The sequence below is a fragment of the Mycobacterium sp. OAE908 genome (assembly GCF_017872775.1).
In the GTDB taxonomy this organism is placed as follows: Bacteria; Actinomycetota; Actinomycetes; order Mycobacteriales; family Mycobacteriaceae; genus Mycobacterium.
The window spans coordinates 406,076-420,948 of the sequence record NZ_JAGGJL010000001.1 but is presented as its reverse complement, the minus strand read 5'-3'; the positions used below and the strand labels follow the sequence as shown (position 1 = coordinate 420,948).

15 protein-coding genes are annotated in these 14,873 nt (G+C 65.9%); 9 read left to right on the top strand and 6 right to left on the bottom strand.

The genetic code is table 11. The annotated features are described in order from the left end of the window. Window positions 1–63: 63 nt before the first annotated feature. Both J3E61_RS02025 and J3E61_RS02020 read right to left on the bottom strand, forming a co-directional pair. Window positions 64–1,281: an acetyl-CoA C-acetyltransferase gene (locus J3E61_RS02025; RefSeq protein WP_210082420.1), complete on the bottom strand. Its 1,218-nt coding sequence runs from the start codon at window positions 1,279–1,281 to the stop codon at window positions 64–66. Window positions 1,282–1,313: 32 nt separating this feature from the next. Next, the gene (locus J3E61_RS02020) at window positions 1,314–2,279 is read right to left on the bottom strand and encodes an SGNH/GDSL hydrolase family protein (RefSeq protein ID WP_192726872.1); all 966 of its coding nucleotides are present in this window, start codon (window positions 2,277–2,279) and stop codon (window positions 1,314–1,316) included. Window positions 2,280–2,476: 197 nt separating this feature from the next. Here J3E61_RS02020 and J3E61_RS02015 point away from each other — a divergent pair, with 197 nt between their 5' ends. From J3E61_RS02015 to J3E61_RS01995, 5 genes are all read left to right on the top strand, one after another. After that, window positions 2,477–3,538, top strand: coding sequence for an alpha/beta hydrolase (locus J3E61_RS02015; RefSeq protein WP_210082419.1), 1,062 nt, complete (start codon window positions 2,477–2,479; stop codon window positions 3,536–3,538). A 54-nt stretch (window positions 3,539–3,592) separates the two neighbouring features. Next, window positions 3,593–4,987: a cystathionine beta-synthase gene (locus tag J3E61_RS02010; protein WP_192726871.1), complete on the top strand. Its 1,395-nt coding sequence runs from the start codon at window positions 3,593–3,595 to the stop codon at window positions 4,985–4,987. Between the two features lie 120 nt (window positions 4,988–5,107). Then, window positions 5,108–5,770 carry an RDD family protein gene (locus J3E61_RS02005; protein WP_210082418.1) on the top strand — a complete coding sequence of 221 codons (663 nt, stop codon included), beginning with the start codon at window positions 5,108–5,110 and terminating at the stop codon, window positions 5,768–5,770. 14 nt (window positions 5,771–5,784) lie between these two features. After that, a complete protein-coding gene (locus J3E61_RS02000; RefSeq protein ID WP_210082417.1) occupies window positions 5,785–6,336 on the top strand; it encodes an RDD family protein in 552 nt (183 codons plus the stop codon). Window positions 6,337–6,349: 13 nt separating this feature from the next. Further along, window positions 6,350–7,456, top strand: coding sequence for a hypothetical protein (locus tag J3E61_RS01995; RefSeq protein WP_210082416.1), 1,107 nt, complete (start codon window positions 6,350–6,352; stop codon window positions 7,454–7,456). 6 nt (window positions 7,457–7,462) lie between these two features. On the opposite strand, the gene J3E61_RS01990 is transcribed toward J3E61_RS01995, so the two are convergent. Continuing rightward, window positions 7,463–8,629: an acyl-CoA dehydrogenase family protein gene (locus J3E61_RS01990; RefSeq protein WP_192726867.1), complete on the bottom strand. Its 1,167-nt coding sequence runs from the start codon at window positions 8,627–8,629 to the stop codon at window positions 7,463–7,465. 54 nt (window positions 8,630–8,683) lie between these two features. On the opposite strand from J3E61_RS01990, the gene J3E61_RS01985 reads away from it, so the two are divergent. Next, the gene (locus J3E61_RS01985) at window positions 8,684–9,838 is read left to right on the top strand and encodes a cystathionine gamma-synthase (protein WP_210082415.1); all 1,155 of its coding nucleotides are present in this window, start codon (window positions 8,684–8,686) and stop codon (window positions 9,836–9,838) included. On the opposite strand, the gene J3E61_RS01980 is transcribed toward J3E61_RS01985, so the two are convergent. The 3 genes from J3E61_RS01980 to J3E61_RS01970 form a co-directional block, all read right to left on the bottom strand. Next, window positions 9,827–10,492: a GPP34 family phosphoprotein gene (locus tag J3E61_RS01980; protein WP_210082414.1), complete on the bottom strand. Its 666-nt coding sequence runs from the start codon at window positions 10,490–10,492 to the stop codon at window positions 9,827–9,829. The two genes, J3E61_RS01985 and J3E61_RS01980, sit on opposite strands and share 12 nt — an antisense overlap. Before the next feature lie 39 nt (window positions 10,493–10,531). Then, window positions 10,532–11,026, bottom strand: a complete 495-nt coding sequence (greA, locus tag J3E61_RS01975; protein ID WP_067800314.1) for a transcription elongation factor GreA — start codon at window positions 11,024–11,026, stop codon at window positions 10,532–10,534. Window positions 11,027–11,266: 240 nt separating this feature from the next. Then, window positions 11,267–11,689: a DUF4307 domain-containing protein gene (locus J3E61_RS01970; RefSeq protein WP_192727017.1), complete on the bottom strand. Its 423-nt coding sequence runs from the start codon at window positions 11,687–11,689 to the stop codon at window positions 11,267–11,269. Between the two features lie 109 nt (window positions 11,690–11,798). On the opposite strand from J3E61_RS01970, the gene mca reads away from it, so the two are divergent. Genes mca through J3E61_RS01955 form a run of 3 tightly spaced genes read left to right on the top strand, consistent with a single transcriptional unit; the run spans window position 11,799 to window position 14,864 of the window. Beyond that, complete coding sequence (mca, locus tag J3E61_RS01965; protein ID WP_192727016.1) at window positions 11,799–12,671, top strand: mycothiol conjugate amidase Mca; 873 nt, start codon at window positions 11,799–11,801, stop codon at window positions 12,669–12,671. Then, entirely contained in the window at window positions 12,668–12,895 is a 228-nt protein-coding gene (locus tag J3E61_RS01960; RefSeq protein WP_210082413.1) for a hypothetical protein, read from the top strand. Before mca ends, J3E61_RS01960 begins: the two co-directional genes overlap by 4 nt. Next, a complete protein-coding gene (locus J3E61_RS01955) occupies window positions 12,879–14,864 on the top strand; it encodes a thioredoxin domain-containing protein (RefSeq protein ID WP_210082412.1) in 1,986 nt (661 codons plus the stop codon). Before J3E61_RS01960 ends, J3E61_RS01955 begins: the two co-directional genes overlap by 17 nt. The last annotated feature ends 9 nt before the right edge of the window (window positions 14,865–14,873 follow it).

Genomic DNA, 14,873 nt, shown 5'->3' with positions numbered 1-14,873 from the left:
AACGCACGCGAATTCACGTTCGGCGTGTATTACGCCCACACTCGCGCCAAGAGTCAACGCAAATCAGCTGAGGCGCTCGATGATCATGGCCATACCCTGGCCGCCGCCGACGCACATCGTCTCCAGACCGAACTGCTTGTCGTGGGTCTGCAGATTGTTCAGCAGCGTCGCGGTGATGCGGGCACCGGTCATTCCGAACGGGTGACCCAACGCAATCGCACCGCCGGACACGTTCAGCCTGTCGAGGTCCATTCCCAACTCGCGGGCCGAGCCCAGCACCTGCACCGCGAACGCCTCATTGATCTCGTACAGATCGATGTCGTCGATCGTCATGCCCGCATTCGCCAACGCCTTACGCGTTGCCTCGATCGGGCCAAGGCCCATGATCTCCGGCGACAGCCCGGACACACCGGTCGCGACGATGCGCGCCAACGGCTTGAGCCCCAGCTCCTTGGCCTTCGCGTCCGACACCACCACAACTGCGGCCGCGCCGTCGTTCAAGGGGCAGGCATTGCCGGCGGTGATGGTGCCGTTCGGCCGGAACACCGGCTTCAGCTGGCTGACCGCCTCGTAGGTGGTGCCTGCGCGCGGCCCGTCGTCCTTGCTCACCGTCGAGCCGTCGGGCAGCGTCACCGGGACGATCTCGCGATCGAAGAAGCCGCTCTTGATGGCCTCTTCGGCGCGGTTCTGGCTGCGCACACCCCAGTGGTCCTGGTCCTCGCGGCTGATACCGGTGTGCAGTGCAACGTTCTCGGCGGTCTGGCCCATCGCGATGTAGACGTCCGGCAGCAGCCCGTCCGCACGCGGGTCGTGCCACTCGTCGGCGCCGGCTGATGCCTGCACTGACCGCTGCTCAGCGTCGGCGAACAATGGGTTGTGCGAGTCAGGCCAGCCGTCGGACGTACCCTTCGGGAACCGCGAAACCGTTTCCACCCCAGCGGAAATGAATGCGCTGCCCTCGCCCGCCTTGATCGCGTGGAACGCCATCCGGGTGGTCTGAAGCGACGACGAACAGTAGCGGTTCACTGTGGTGCCGGGCAGGAAGTCGTAGCCCAACTCGACGGCCACTGCGCGGCCGATGTTGAAGCCGGCCTCACCGCCGGGCTGCCCGCAGCCCATCATCAGGTCGTCGATGTCGCGGGGGTCGAGCCCCGGCACCTTGTCCAGCGCAGCGCGCACCATCTGGGCTGCCAGGTCGTCGGGCCGCATATCGACCAGCGAACCCTTGCCTGCGCGGCCAATCGGCGAACGCGCGGTCGAAACGATGACGGCTTCAGTCATGACGGCTCCTCGTGTCCCGTGATACGAGAAACCTAGCTGGCGGGCACCACGACGGGTGCGGGGACCCCGGTCGAGCGACGCCACAGCCTGCTGATGTTGCCGACCCGGGACAGTAACGAGCTGTGCTCGCCCGATCGCGATTCCAGCGCGTCATCGGCCACCGGGTGACCGATGAACTCTCCCAACGCATTACCGAGCGCAGGCAATAACTGGCTGGCCGCCAACGCATATCCCGCCGCCGAGGGATGAAACATGTCGTGGCTGAAGAGCACTTCCGGCATCTTGCGAAACTCTGGTGCCAGCAGATCGGAGAACGGAACGGGCACACCGCCTGCCGAGCGGATCTCCGCGGCCTGTGCGCGGGCCAGCCGCAAGCCGCGGCTGCGTGCCACCCAGCGCAACGGCTGCGGGATCGCGGTGATCACACCGAAGTCCGGGCAGGTGCCGACGACCACGACCGCGCCGCTGGCCCGCAGTCGTCGCACCGCGCGGCCCACTCTGCGCGCCGACGGCCCGATGCCGTTCGGCTTGGTGATGTCGTTCGCGCCGATCATGATCACGGCCGCGTCCGGCGGCGGACCGGCCACGAACATCGCGTCGATCTGGCCCGACAGGCCCTTGGACGTCGCGCCGACGATCGCCTTGGTGCTCAGCCGCACCCGTTTGCCGGATTCTTCGGCAAGCCCCCGCGCGATCAGCACACCGGGCAGCTCGTCGCCCACCGTGCAGCCGTAGCCGGCAGCTGTTGAGTCCCCGAAGACCATCAGGTGCAGGTCGAAGGGGATGCCGCGATGCCACTTCTCGACCGGACCGCCGCCCGGGGAATACACGCCGTCGGCGCGCGGGGGGATGTCCCAGGACTTGGGTATGACCTGTCGTGCCTGGTCAGCCTGCTCGCTCAGCAGGTTGCGGGCCCCGACGTAAACGGTGCCCGTCGAGGCCAGCCCGGCTGCCGCCGCCAGGGCGATGGTCGACCGACGCCCCACACGAATGCGCACGGGACAAGTTTAAGTGGGAAATCGGGGGCTATCCGCGTGGCAAGACGTGGTCGGCGGTCACATTGCGGTATCAAGTCCGGTATCGATTTTGACAAGTCGATTGTTGAACGGCTTATAGGGTGTCAAGCTAACCTAGACCGGTTAGCCCAGTTAAGTCTGGCGCACCCCGGCACTACACAGGCGTAGGAGTGGTGGCAATGACGGCACCAAGTAAGGCATCGAGAGCGTCTCATGCCGGCGTAAGCCCAGCTAGAGCGCACAAGCCGCGCAAATTCCCGGTCAGCGACGGCGCGCCCGTAGAAGTTGTCGAAGACGGTCCCAGTATCGCGGGACGGGTGACTGCGCTCGCGGCTCTGCTAACTATCAGGCCGACCCTAGCAATCGGTAGTTATGCGCCGCGCCTGCCCTGGCCATGGGGTTTGGTCGACTTTGTCTCACGCGTCATGCGTCCGGCCCCCGGCACCGTGCGAGCCACCATTTCTTTGCCGAATTGCACCGCACAGTTGGTCCGCGCTTCAGGTGTGCTTCCCGCCGACGGCAAGCGCAGCGTCATTCTCTACATGCACGGCGGCGCGTTTTTGACCTGTGGCGTGAACTCCCACGGCCGACTGGTCACGGCTTTGTCGAAGTACGCAGACAGCCCGGTGCTCGTCGTCAACTACCGGATGATCCCGAAGCACTCGGTCGGGATGGCGCTCGACGACTGCTACGAGGCGTACAAGTGGCTGAGGATCAAGGGCTACGAACCTGATCAGATCGTCCTCGCCGGTGACTCCGCGGGCGGCTACCTGGCACTCGCGCTGGCCGAGAAGCTGCAGCAGGAAGGCCTGGCAAGCGAGACGCCGGCCGCCATCGTGACCATGTCACCGCTGTTCGAAATCGACAACGAAACCCGGGCCAATCACCCCAACGTGCGGACCGATGTGATGTTCCCGCCCAAGGCATTCCACGCACTCGTGGAGCTCATCGAAGAGGCAGCAGAACGAAACGTCGTCGACGGAAAGCCCGAAGCTGTCTACGAGCCGCTCGATCACATCGAACCGGGACTTCCGCGCACGCTGATTCACGTGTCGGGATCCGAGGTTCTGGTCAGCGACGCCCGCAAGGCCGCACACATGTTGGCCGCCGCCGGGGTGCCCGTCGAGGTGCGGGTCTGGCCGGGCCAGATGCACGTCTTCCAGCTGGCTGCCCCGATGGTGACCGAGGCGAGTCGATCGCTCAAACAGATCGGCGACTACATCAAAGAGGCCACCTGGTAGCAAGCGGCAGGAGGCCGCCTTTCTACTCCATCTCGGGCCTGAGACGATGGACGTATGCGCATCGCCCGGCACGTCAGTGAGCTCATCGGCAATACGCCTCTGGTACAGCTGAACTCAGTTGTACCCGACGGCGCCGGCACCGTCGCCGCGAAGATCGAATACCTCAACCCCGGCGGCAGCAGCAAGGACCGCATCGCGGTCAAGATGATCGACGCCGCCGAGGCAAGCGGCGAACTCAAGCCGGGCGGCACCATCGTCGAACCGACCTCAGGCAACACCGGCGTCGGGTTAGCTCTGGTGGCCCAGCAGCGCGGCTACAAATGCATCTTCGTCTGCCCGGACAAGGTCAGCGAGGACAAGCAGAACGTGTTGCGCGCCTACGGCGCCGACGTCGTGGTGTGCCCGACGGCCGTGCCGCCCGATCATCCCGACAGCTACTACAGCGTCTCCAACCGGCTGGTGGAAGAGATCGACGGGGCATGGAAGCCCGACCAGTACTCCAACCCGATGGGGCCCGCCAGCCACTACGAGACGACGGGCCCGGAAGTCTGGGCGGATACCGACGGCAAGGTCACCCACTTCGTCGCGGGTGTCGGCACCGGCGGCACCATCACCGGCGCAGGCCGCTACCTCAAGGAAGTCTCTGGCGGGAAGGTCAAAATCGTCGGCGTCGACCCCGAGGGCTCGGTGTACTCCGGCGGGACCGGGCGGCCCTATCTGGTCGAGGGCGTCGGTGAGGACTTCTGGCCGTCGGCGTATGACCCGACAGTCGCCGACGAAATCATCGCGGTGTCCGACGCCGACTCGTTCGAGATGACGCGGCGCCTCGCGCGCGAGGAAGCGCTGTTGGTCGGTGGGTCGTGTGGCATGGCTGTAGTCGCCGCGGCCAAGGTCGCAGAGCAGGCGGGGCCTGACGCACTGGTGGTCGTCCTGCTGCCTGATGGCGGAAGAGGTTATCTGTCAAAGGTTTTCAACGATGCGTGGATGTCGTCTTACGGCTTCCTGCGCACTCGGTTGGACGGTTCGGTCGAGGAGTCGACCGTCGGCGACGTATTGCGCGGCAAGTCGGGTGCGCTGCCCGACCTGGTCCACACGCATCCGCAGGAAACCGTGCGCGACGCGATCGGCATCCTGCGCGAGTACGGCGTGTCGCAGATGCCGGTCGTCGGGGCGGAACCGCCGGTGATGGCGGGGGAGGTCGCAGGCAGCGTGTCGGAGCGGGAACTGCTGTCCGCGGTGTTCGAAGGCAGGGCGAAGCTCGCCGACGCGGTTTCGGTGCACATGAGCCCGCCGCTGCCGTTGATCGGCGCCGGGGAACTGGTCAGCAACGCCGCCAAGGCGTTGCGCGAATGCGATGCGGTGATGGTGGTCGAGGAAGGCAAGCCGGTCGGTGTGCTGACCCGTCACGACCTGCTCGGCTTTCTGTCCGACGGCATAATCCGCCGATAGTGATATGCCCGGGGGCGGGCGTTCATGATCGACTTCCGAGTGGAAAGCCCTGCTATGAGGGACCTCTCAGGTTAGTGTAAGCACGCTCGTTGCCAGCTAATTTCACACTGGAAGGCGTCCATGACCGATCAACCGCCACCGCCCCCTGGTAACTATCCGCCTCCGCCGCCTCCACCCGGTGGCTATCCGCCGCCTCCGCCGCCGCAGGCTGGTGGTTACGCGCCTCCTCCGCCTGCGGGTGGTGGTTACCAGCCGCCGTCGCAGGCCGCAACGAGCTACCCGCCTGCTCCGGCAGGTGGACCGGCGCTCCCGCGAGAGGCGTACACGCCATGGGTTACGCGCGTGCTGGCGTGGTTGATCGACTCGATCCCGATATTGATCATCGAGGGCATCGGGTGGGGATTGCTCCTCGGAACCCAGGAGACGGCATGTATCACCGACACGTCCGAGTACAACCTGGGTGAGTTCTGCGCCACCGGAGCGTCGACCATTGGACAGGTATCCCTTGGCCTTGCGGGGCTCATCGTTCTCGCCTACGCGATCTGGAACTTCGGCTACCGTCAGGGCACCACTGGGTCGAGCATCGGCAAGTCGATCATGAAGTTCAAGGTTGTCAGTGAAAAGACCGGGCAGCCAATCGGTTTCGGCCTATCAATCCTGCGACAGCTGGCCCACATCATCGACGGCGCGATCTGCTATATCGGCTACCTGTTCCCGCTGTGGGACGCGAAGCGGCAGACTATCGCCGACAAGATCATGTCCACAATCTGCCTGCCGATCTAATTCTGGAAGATTCAGTGACCGATCCGTCACCGCCGCCACCGCCGGCGGCCGCGTTGCCGAAAGAGGCTTACACGCCTTGGTTTACGCGTGTGGTCGGATACGTCATCGACTTCGTCCCCGCCGCCGTGGTGATAGGTATCGGAGCGGGTATCGCCTTCGGCACGGCCGACAACCAGTGCGTCAGCGGCCAATACGACTACGGTGTCTACTGCACGTCGTCGATGACCGCCTTCGGGTTGATCGTCTACGTCCTGGCGTATCTCATCGCGCTGGCCTATTGGATCTGGAACTGGGGGTACCGGCAGGGCACCACCGGCCAGAGCATCGGTAAGTCGGTGATGAAGTTCAAAGTGATCAGCGAGAAGACCGGCCAGCCAATTGGTTTCGGCTTGTCGATCTTCCGTCAGATCGCCCACGTCGTCGACGCGATCTTCTGCTATATCGGCTTTCTTTTCCCCCTGTGGGACGCCAAGCGGCAGACCATTGCCGACAAGATCATGTCGACGATATGTGTGCCGATAGAGCAGTCGGCACACAATCCACAACCGCTGCGGCCGCAGCAGTAATCAGGAAGGGCCAATGACCGATCAACCGCCCCCTCCGTCGGGGAACAATCCGCCACCGCCACCGGGTGGTTACCCACCGCCGGGTGGCTACCCACCACCGCCGCCACCGGGTGGTTACCCACCGCCGCCGGGCAGCGGCTACCCGCCACCCCAGTCTCCCGGCGGGGGCTATCCACCGCCGACTCCGCCGGGCAGCTATCCGCCACCGACACCGCCGGGTAGCTATCCGCCACCTCCACAGAGTGGGTATCCGCCGCCACCGCCGCCCTCGTCGGGTGGTTACCCGCCACCAGGGGGTTACCCGCCGCCGGGTGGGTATGCGCCTGCGCCGCAACAAGCCCAGGTCGACATCGGCCAGGCCTTCTCGTGGGCGTGGGGCAAGTTCAGAGAGAACGCCTCGGCGCTCGTCGTCGCGACGCTGGTGTACGCGTTGATCGCAGGTGTGCTCTACGGGGTCATCTACGGCCTCGCATTCGCGTTGGCTCCGAGCCCGGTGACCACCTACGACTCGTATGGCAGCGGCTTCGAGTACTCGGCGAGTAGCTCTTTCGGTGTCGCCAGCATCGCGGTGTTGGCGCTCGGCGGACTCGTGATGCTGGTCGCAGTGGCCGCGATGCAGTCGGCGTATTACGGCGGCGTGTTGGACATCGCGAACGGGCAGCCGGTGTCGATCGGGTCGTTCTTCAAGCCCCGCATGGTCGGCAGCGTCGTTCTTGCGACGGTGCTCGTCGGCATCGCGTCCGCAATCGGTTCGCTCTGCTTCATTTTGGGTATCGTGGTTGCGATCTTCACCGTGTTCACCACCGTCGCCATCGTCGACCGCAGCCTGTCGCCGATCGACGGCATCAAGGCCAGCATCGAGATCGCCAGGGCGAATTTCGTTCAGGCGCTTCTGACCTGGCTGCTGGCAGCGGTGATCTTTGTTGTCGGCCTGGTGGTTTGCGGTGTCGGGGTGCTGGTCTCCGCACCAGTCGCTGCGCTCTATCTGGTGTACGCCTACCGGCAGCTCACCGGCGGACAGACCGCCGCGCTGAACCCGCAGCCGCTGCCGCCAGGGGGACCGCCGCAGCAGTTCGGCGGCCCACCGCCACAGCAGTACGGCCCACCGCCACAGCAGTAACGAGGCTCATCGGAAGGCGCTGACACCCGTCAGCGCCTCTCCGATGACCAACTGGTGCACCTCGGAGGTGCCCTCATAGGTCAGCACGGACTCGAGGTTGTTGGCGTGCCGGATGACCGGATACTCCAGCGTGATTCCGTTGGCGCCCAATAGTGTTCGACATTGCCGGGCGATCTTGATCGCCTCGCGCACATTGTTCAGTTTGCCGACGCTCACCTGCTCCGGCCGGATCCTGCCGTCGTCCTTGAGCCGACCCAGGTGCAGCGCGAGCAGTTGCGCCTTGCCGAGTTCTACCGCCATGTCGGCGATCTTGGCTTGCGTCAGTTGATATCCGGCAAGCGGTTTTTCGAATACCTCGCGGGTGCCGACGTAGTCGAGTGCGGTCTCCAGACAGTCGCGTGCCGCGCCGACGCTGCCGAACACGATGCCGAACCTCGCCTCCGACAAGCAGCTCAGCGGTCCCGAAAGGCCTGAGGCGTCGGGCAATTGGGCATCGGCGGGCAATCGCACGTCGTCGAGATGCAGCTCTGAGGTGACCGACGCGCGCAGCGACAGCTTGTGGGTCATGTCGCGCGCCGAAAAGCCCTTGGTGCCTGCGGGCACGACAAAGCCGACGATGCCTTCCTTGGAGCGCGCCCACACAATCGCGACGTCGGCCACCGAGCCGTTGGTGATCCACATCTTCGAACCGTTGAGGATCCAGTCGGATCCGTCACGGCGCGCGGTGGTGCGCATGCCGCCGGGGTTGGAACCGAAGTCCGGCTCGGTCAGCCCGAAGCAGCCGATGACGTCGCCGGTGGCCATCGCGGGCAGCCACTGGTTGCGCTGCTCCTCGCTGCCCCAGCGGTAGATCGCGAACATCGCCAGCGACCCCTGCACCGAGACCAGGCTGCGCAACCCGGAGTCGACGGCTTCAAGCTCCTGGCACACCAGCCCGTAGGCCGTCGCAGTCGAGCCGCCGCAGCCGTAGCCCTTCAAGTGCATGCCCAGCACGCCGAGTTTGCCGAGGTCGGCGGCCAACTCGCGGACCGGGACCTCACCGGCCTCGAACCAGTCGGCGATGTGTGGACGCAGCCGCTGTTCACCGAACCGGCGCACGGTCTGGCGCAGCTCGATGTCTTCTGGCGTCAGCAGTGTGTCGAGGTCGAGCAGGTCTTCGATCCGGGTAGGCATGGTCCATTCCTACACCGGTGAAGCAGTGACGCGGGCCTCGATACGCTGAGCGGGATGACTGAGCACAAATACCAGGGCCTGGCCACCAAGGCCATCCACGCGGGATTCAGGCCCGACCCCGGCACCGGTGCCGTCAACGCACCGATCTACGCGAGTTCCACGTTCGCCCAGGACGGTGTCGGCGGGCTGCGCGGCGGGTTCGAATACGCCCGCACCGGCAACCCGACACGCGCGGCGCTCGAGGCGTCGCTTGCCGCAGTGGAGGAGGCGACGTTCGGGCGGGCGTTTTCCTCGGGTATGGCGGCCACCGACTGTGCGCTGCGCGCGGTGCTGCGGCCAGGCGATCACATCGTCATGCCCGACGATGCTTACGGCGGGACCTTCCGGCTGATCGACAAGGTGTTCACGCAGTGGGGCATCGACTACACCGCGGTGCCGCTGTCGGATCTGGACGCGGTGCGTGCGGCGATCACCCCGAAGACGCGGTTGATCTGGGTGGAGACGCCGACCAACCCGCTGCTTTCGATCGCCGACATCGCCGCGATCGCGCAACTGGCGGCCCCGTCGAGCACAAAGGTGTTGGTGGACAACACCTTTGCCTCGCCGGCGCTGCAGCAGCCGCTCACGCTCGGTGCAGATATCGTGCTGCATTCGACCACCAAGTACATCGGCGGACACTCCGATGTGGTGGGCGGCGCGCTGCTGACCAACGACGAAGAACTCGACACCGCCTTCGCCTTTCTGCAGAACGGTGCGGGTGGGGTGCCGGGCCCATTCGACGCCTACCTGACCATGCGCGGGCTCAAGACGCTGGTGCTGCGGATGCAGCGGCACAGCGAGAATGCCACCGCAGTCGCCGAATTCCTCGACAGCCACCCCGCCGTCGAAACTGTGCTCTACCCAGGGCTGTCCAGCCATCCCGGCCACGAAGTGGCCAAGCGGCAGATGAGCGCGTTCGGCGGCATGGTGTCGGTGAGGATGCGCGGCGGCCCGCAGGCAGCACACGACTTCTGCTCTCGGACAGAGATTTTCATCCTTGCCGAGTCCCTTGGCGGAGTGGAGTCGTTGATCGAGTACCCCGGCGCGATGACGCACGCGTCGACGGCAGGCTCTCAACTGGAGGTGCCCGACGACCTGGTGCGGCTGTCGGTCGGGATCGAGGATGCCGCCGACCTGCTCGCCGACGTGGAGCAGGCGCTAAGAAGTTAACGCCCCCCGGACCGCCGAAGCGGTGATCGCCAGATTCACCTCGGGCAGTGCGGTCGGATATTCGTCGACCCAACTGCCCATTGCGATTTCGCCCGCCCGGGCGTGCACCCACCGCCAGCCGCGGTCATTGAGGCTCAGCAGCGCCCCGAGCCCGTCGACGGCGTGCAGCAGCGAGATGATCGCCGCTGTCGCCGGGGCAGGCGGTCTGCGATCGAACAACGATGCCAGCAGCGCGGAGCGTGCGTGCGCAACCCGGTCCCTGTTGGTCAGGGGCCAGGCGTAGGGCTGACCAAACCGGATGGAGTTCAACCGAATACGGCGGATCTGGCCCATGTACTCCAGATAGTTGGCGAGGTTCTCCTCGGTGTGCTTGGACAGCCGCTTGACCGCGGTCGCCGGACGCAGCGGCCGTCGCTGCAGCAGCTCGAACGCGGGCGCGACGACGGGATCCATTGGGCCGGGCACCGATAACGCCACCAGCCGGCCCGTCTCGACCGGCTCACCGGCCATCGCGGGCCGGATACGGCAGGCGTGCGCAAGATCGAGCAGCACCGCGCCGGTGAGTACCCGCTCGCGGCGCACGCGGTCGAGACCCGGCTGTGCGGACGCGTTGTCCACCAGTAGCAGAAAGAGGTCCTCGGCGATCTGCGCCATAGGCGGACTGTAAACCAGCGGCCGAGCCGCGGTCGCGGCCTAGGAGTGGTACGGCTCGGCGCTGACCAGCGTGACCTTGACGGTGTTGCCGTTGGGCACCTGATAGCTGCGGGTCTCGCCGACCTTCGCGTCGATCAACGCGCCGCCAAGCGGCGAGTTCGGGGAGTACACCTCGAGCTTGCCGTCCGAAACACCCTCCTGGCGGGTGGCGATCAGGAACGTCTCGGTGTCGCTCTTGTCGTCGTCGTAGTAGACCTTGACCACCGAGCCGGGCAGCGCCACGCCGGACTGCTTGGGAGCCTCGCCCACCTTGGCGTTGTTCAGCAGCTCCTGCAGCTGACGAATGCGGGCCTCCTGCTGGCCCTGCTCCTCGCGGGCGGCGTGATAGCCGCCGTTCTCGCGCAGGTCGCCCTCTTCGCGACGGTCGTTGATCTCGGCTGCGATGATCGGTCGATTGGCGATCAGCTGATCGAGCTCGGCCTTCAGCCGGTCGTACGCCTCCTGCGTCAGCCAGGTGACCTGGGTGTCGGTCATGTCGTCGCGCTCCCCTCGTCGTTGCTCTCGCGCTTGTTCGCGTAAGAAGTCTCGTGTCTACGGCGCCGGGAGCTTCTTGCGTGTATTGCCGCTATGGTCAACGCCTAATCCGCGCACTAAAAGCAGCAATACACGGCTCCCAGCAGGAACCGTGTATCTGACTAGTCTAACACCGCCGGGACAGCGGATTTTCACGTTTCGGCTGCTCGCCGTTTGTCGCACCGACTTCTGCGTGCTGTTTTAGGAGGTCACCAGGTAGGACGGCACGTCGGTGCCGCAACCGTAGACGTCGCCCACCACCGGGGGTTTGCTGGTCTTGACCACCGTCGTCACCTGCACGGTCTTCTGCGTCGACGGACCGACCAGCAACTCACGGCGGCCGGTTTCGCTGCCGTCGATCGAGCGGGCCCGCACGATGCACACCGCCGGTCGGGACGGGTCGTCACGGGTCACGGTGACCGTCACCTGCACCGTTTGGTCGTCGAGCAGCTGATAGCCGCCCAACTCACCCTTGACCTCGCCGGTGCCGAGCCGCTGCGAAGCGATCATGGCGATCGCAATGCCGGCTCCGAGGACCAGCAGGCCCAGGCCGATGGCGATCCAGCGGCGGTTGGCTCGCGACAGCCGCTGCCGCCCGTAGCGGGCCGTGGGACGCTCGATCATCTCGTTTTGCAAACCCATCGGTCGGATAGATGTACTAGTGCTGGAACTATAGGGGCACCCGTGATGGTTGAACCGTCTCGGAATGTCTGCACAGGTGAAAGAGAACAGGTTGAGCGAGCTGCGGTTGATGGCGGTGCACGCCCACCCGGACGACGAGTCCAGCAAGGGTGCCGCGACGATGGCGCGGTACGCCGACGAGGGCGTGCGCGTGATGGTGGTGACGCTGACCGGCGGCGAGCGCGGCGACATCCTCAACCCCGCGATGGACCTGCCGGACGTGCACGGCCGGATGGCCGAGATCCGCCGCGACGAGATGGCCAAGGCCGCCGAGATCCTCGGCGTCGAGCACCACTGGCTGGGTTTCATCGACTCCGGCCTGCCGGAGGGTGACCCGCCGCCCCCGCTGCCCGACGGCTGCCTTGGCGTCGTTCCGCTCGAGGAGCCCGTCGAGGAACTGGTGCGCGTGATCCGTAAGTTCAAGCCGCATGTGATGACGACGTACGACGAGAACGGCGGCTATCCGCATCCCGATCACATTCGCACCCATCAGGTTTCGGTGGCCGCCTACGAGGCCGCGGCTGATTATCTGCGCTACCCCGACGCGGGCGAGCCGTGGGACGTGCTCAAGCTGTACTACAACCACGGTTTTCTGCGTAAACGCATGCAGCTGCTGCAGGACGAGTTCGCCAAACACGGCCAGGAGGGCCCGTTCGCCAAGTGGCTCGAGCAGTGGGACGCCGACCACGACATCTTCGACAAGCGGGTGACGACCCGCATCGAGTGTGCGAAGTACTTCCCGCAGCGCGACGACGCACTTCGCGCCCACGCCACCCAGATCGATCCCAACAGCTTCTTCTTCGCCACTCCGATGGAGTGGCAGCAAAGGCTTTGGCCCACTGAGGAATTCGAGCTCGCACGCTCGCGAGTGCCGGTTTCGTTGCCGGAAACCGACCTGTTCGCGGGCATCGAGGATGCCAAGTGAACTATCTACTCGTCACGTTTCTCGCCGACGACGCTCCTCGCAACACCGGCCCGGACTTCGGTAAGGCCAGCCCGTTCGGGCTCGTCATCATCGTGCTGTTGTTGATCGGCACGTTCGCGTTGGTGTGGTCGATGAACCGGCATCTGCGCAAGCTGCCGAAGTCGTTCGACTCCGAGCCGGACCAGTCGCTCGACGAGGATCACAAGAGTGAGCCCGGCGGGTAACACCCTTTCGGAGGCGACCAGCCCCTATCTGCGCCAGCACGCCGACAACCCGGTGCACTGGCGGCAATGGACTCCCGAGGCACTGGCCGAGGCGGCCGAGCGCGACGTGCCGATCCTGCTGTCGATCGGATATGCCGCCTGCCACTGGTGTCACGTGATGGCACACGAGTCGTTCGAGGATGACCAGGTGGCCGCGGTGATGAACGAGGGCTTCGTCAACATCAAGGTCGATCGCGAGGAGCGGCCCGACCTCGACGCCGTGTACATGAATGCGACGGTCGCGCTGACCGGGCAGGGCGGCTGGCCGATGACGTGCTTCCTGACGCCGGATGGCAGGCCGTTCTTCTGCGGGACCTATTACCCGAAGCCGAATTTCCTGCAGCTGTTGGCTGCCGTCACCGACACGTGGCGCAGCAGGCGTTCTGAGGTCGAGGAAGCCTCCGACCGGATCGCGGGCGAACTGCGGTCGATGGCCTCCGGCTTGCCGGGCGGAGGTCCGCCGGTGCAGCCGGCGCTGTGCGATCACGCGGTCGCCGCGGCGCTGCAGGACGAGGATGTCGAGCGCGGCGGATTTGGTGGCGCGCCGAAGTTTCCGCCGTCGGCTCTGCTGGAAGCGCTGCTGCGCAACCACGAACGCACCGGCGACATTTTGCCGTTGGACACCGTCGAGCGGACCTGCACCGCGATGGCGCGCGGCGGCATCTATGACCAGCTGGCCGGCGGTTTCGCCCGTTACAGCGTCGACGCGTCGTGGGTGGTGCCGCACTTCGAGAAGATGCTGTACGACAATGCGCTGCTGCTTCGGGTGTATGCGCACTGGGCCAGGCGCAGCGGAAACTCGTTGGCGCGCAGGGTTGCCCAGCAGACCGCCCGCTTCATCATCGACGAGCTGAGTGTTGGCGGCATGTTCGTCTCGTCGTTGGACGCCGACGCCGACGGTGAAGAGGGCCTGACCTACGTCTGGAATCCAGCACAGCTTCGCGACGTGCTCGGTGATGACGACGGACTTTGGGCTGCAGCGCTTTTCAACGTCACAGCGGAAGGGACCTTCGAGCACGGCAGCTCGGTGTTGCAGTTGCCGGTCGATCCGGACGACCCAGTCAGATTCGAGCGGGTGCGCGGCAAGCTACTGACCGCACGGCTGACCCGGGCGCAGCCCGGCCGCGACGACAAGGTCGTCACCGCATGGAACGGCTTGGCGATCACCGCCCTCGCCGAGGCGAGTGTGGCGTTGGGTCGGCACGGATTCCTCGGTGCGGCAACGCAATGCGCGCGCTCGATCCTCGACCTGCACCTTGTCGACGGCCGGTTGCGGCGCGCCAGCCTCGGCGGCCGTGTCGGCGACAGTGCCGCGATCCTCGAAGACCACGCGACGCTGGCGACCGCACTGTTGACGCTGTATCAGCTGACGGGCGAAGAGTCCTGGCTGGAGTCGGCCACCGGGCTGCTCGACATCGCGCTCGATCATTTCGTCGACCCCGACACCGACGGCCGTTGGTTCGACACCGCCGACGACGCCGAGCAGCTGATGGTCCGGCCCGCCGACCCGCTGGACGGGGCCACACCGTCGGGAGCCTCGTCGATCGCCGAGGCGCTACAGCTGGCCGCTCACCTGGCACCGCATCCCGAGCGCTACGCCGCGGCGGCAGAGGCCACGTTGGCCGGCGCGACGCCGATTCTCGCCCGGTTGGCCCGCTCGGGTGGACACTGGCTGGCGGTCGCCGAAGCCGCGGTGCGCGGGCCGATCCAGATCGCGGTGGCTTGCGATCCGCCGCATTCGCAATTGCTCTCTGCTGCACGCGAATTGGCGCCTGGGGGAGCAGTTGTCGTCGGCGGACCGGTCAACTCCTCGCCGCTCCTGCTGGACCGCGACAGGGTTGACGGCGCCGACGCCGCGTACGTGTGCCGCGGCCGGGTGTGCGATCTGCCCGTCACAACTATTGCCGAATTGACGGCGGCGCTGAGGTAGCGTCTCGGC

Coding starts and splice junctions, on each gene's coding strand:
- J3E61_RS02025 (WP_210082420.1), bottom strand. CDS start 1,281: ATGACTGAAGCCGTCATCGTTTCGACCGCGCGTTCGCCGATTGGCCGC.
- J3E61_RS02015 (WP_210082419.1), top strand. CDS start 2,477: ATGACGGCACCAAGTAAGGCATCGAGAGCGTCTCATGCCGGCGTAAGC.
- J3E61_RS02010 (WP_192726871.1), top strand. CDS start 3,593: ATGCGCATCGCCCGGCACGTCAGTGAGCTCATCGGCAATACGCCTCTG.
- J3E61_RS02005 (WP_210082418.1), top strand. CDS start 5,108: ATGACCGATCAACCGCCACCGCCCCCTGGTAACTATCCGCCTCCGCCG.
- J3E61_RS01995 (WP_210082416.1), top strand. CDS start 6,350: ATGACCGATCAACCGCCCCCTCCGTCGGGGAACAATCCGCCACCGCCA.
- J3E61_RS01990 (WP_192726867.1), bottom strand. CDS start 8,629: ATGCCTACCCGGATCGAAGACCTGCTCGACCTCGACACACTGCTGACG.
- J3E61_RS01985 (WP_210082415.1), top strand. CDS start 8,684: ATGACTGAGCACAAATACCAGGGCCTGGCCACCAAGGCCATCCACGCG.
- J3E61_RS01980 (WP_210082414.1), bottom strand. CDS start 10,492: ATGGCGCAGATCGCCGAGGACCTCTTTCTGCTACTGGTGGACAACGCG.
- greA (WP_067800314.1), bottom strand. CDS start 11,026: ATGACCGACACCCAGGTCACCTGGCTGACGCAGGAGGCGTACGACCGG.
- J3E61_RS01970 (WP_192727017.1), bottom strand. CDS start 11,689: ATGATCGAGCGTCCCACGGCCCGCTACGGGCGGCAGCGGCTGTCGCGA.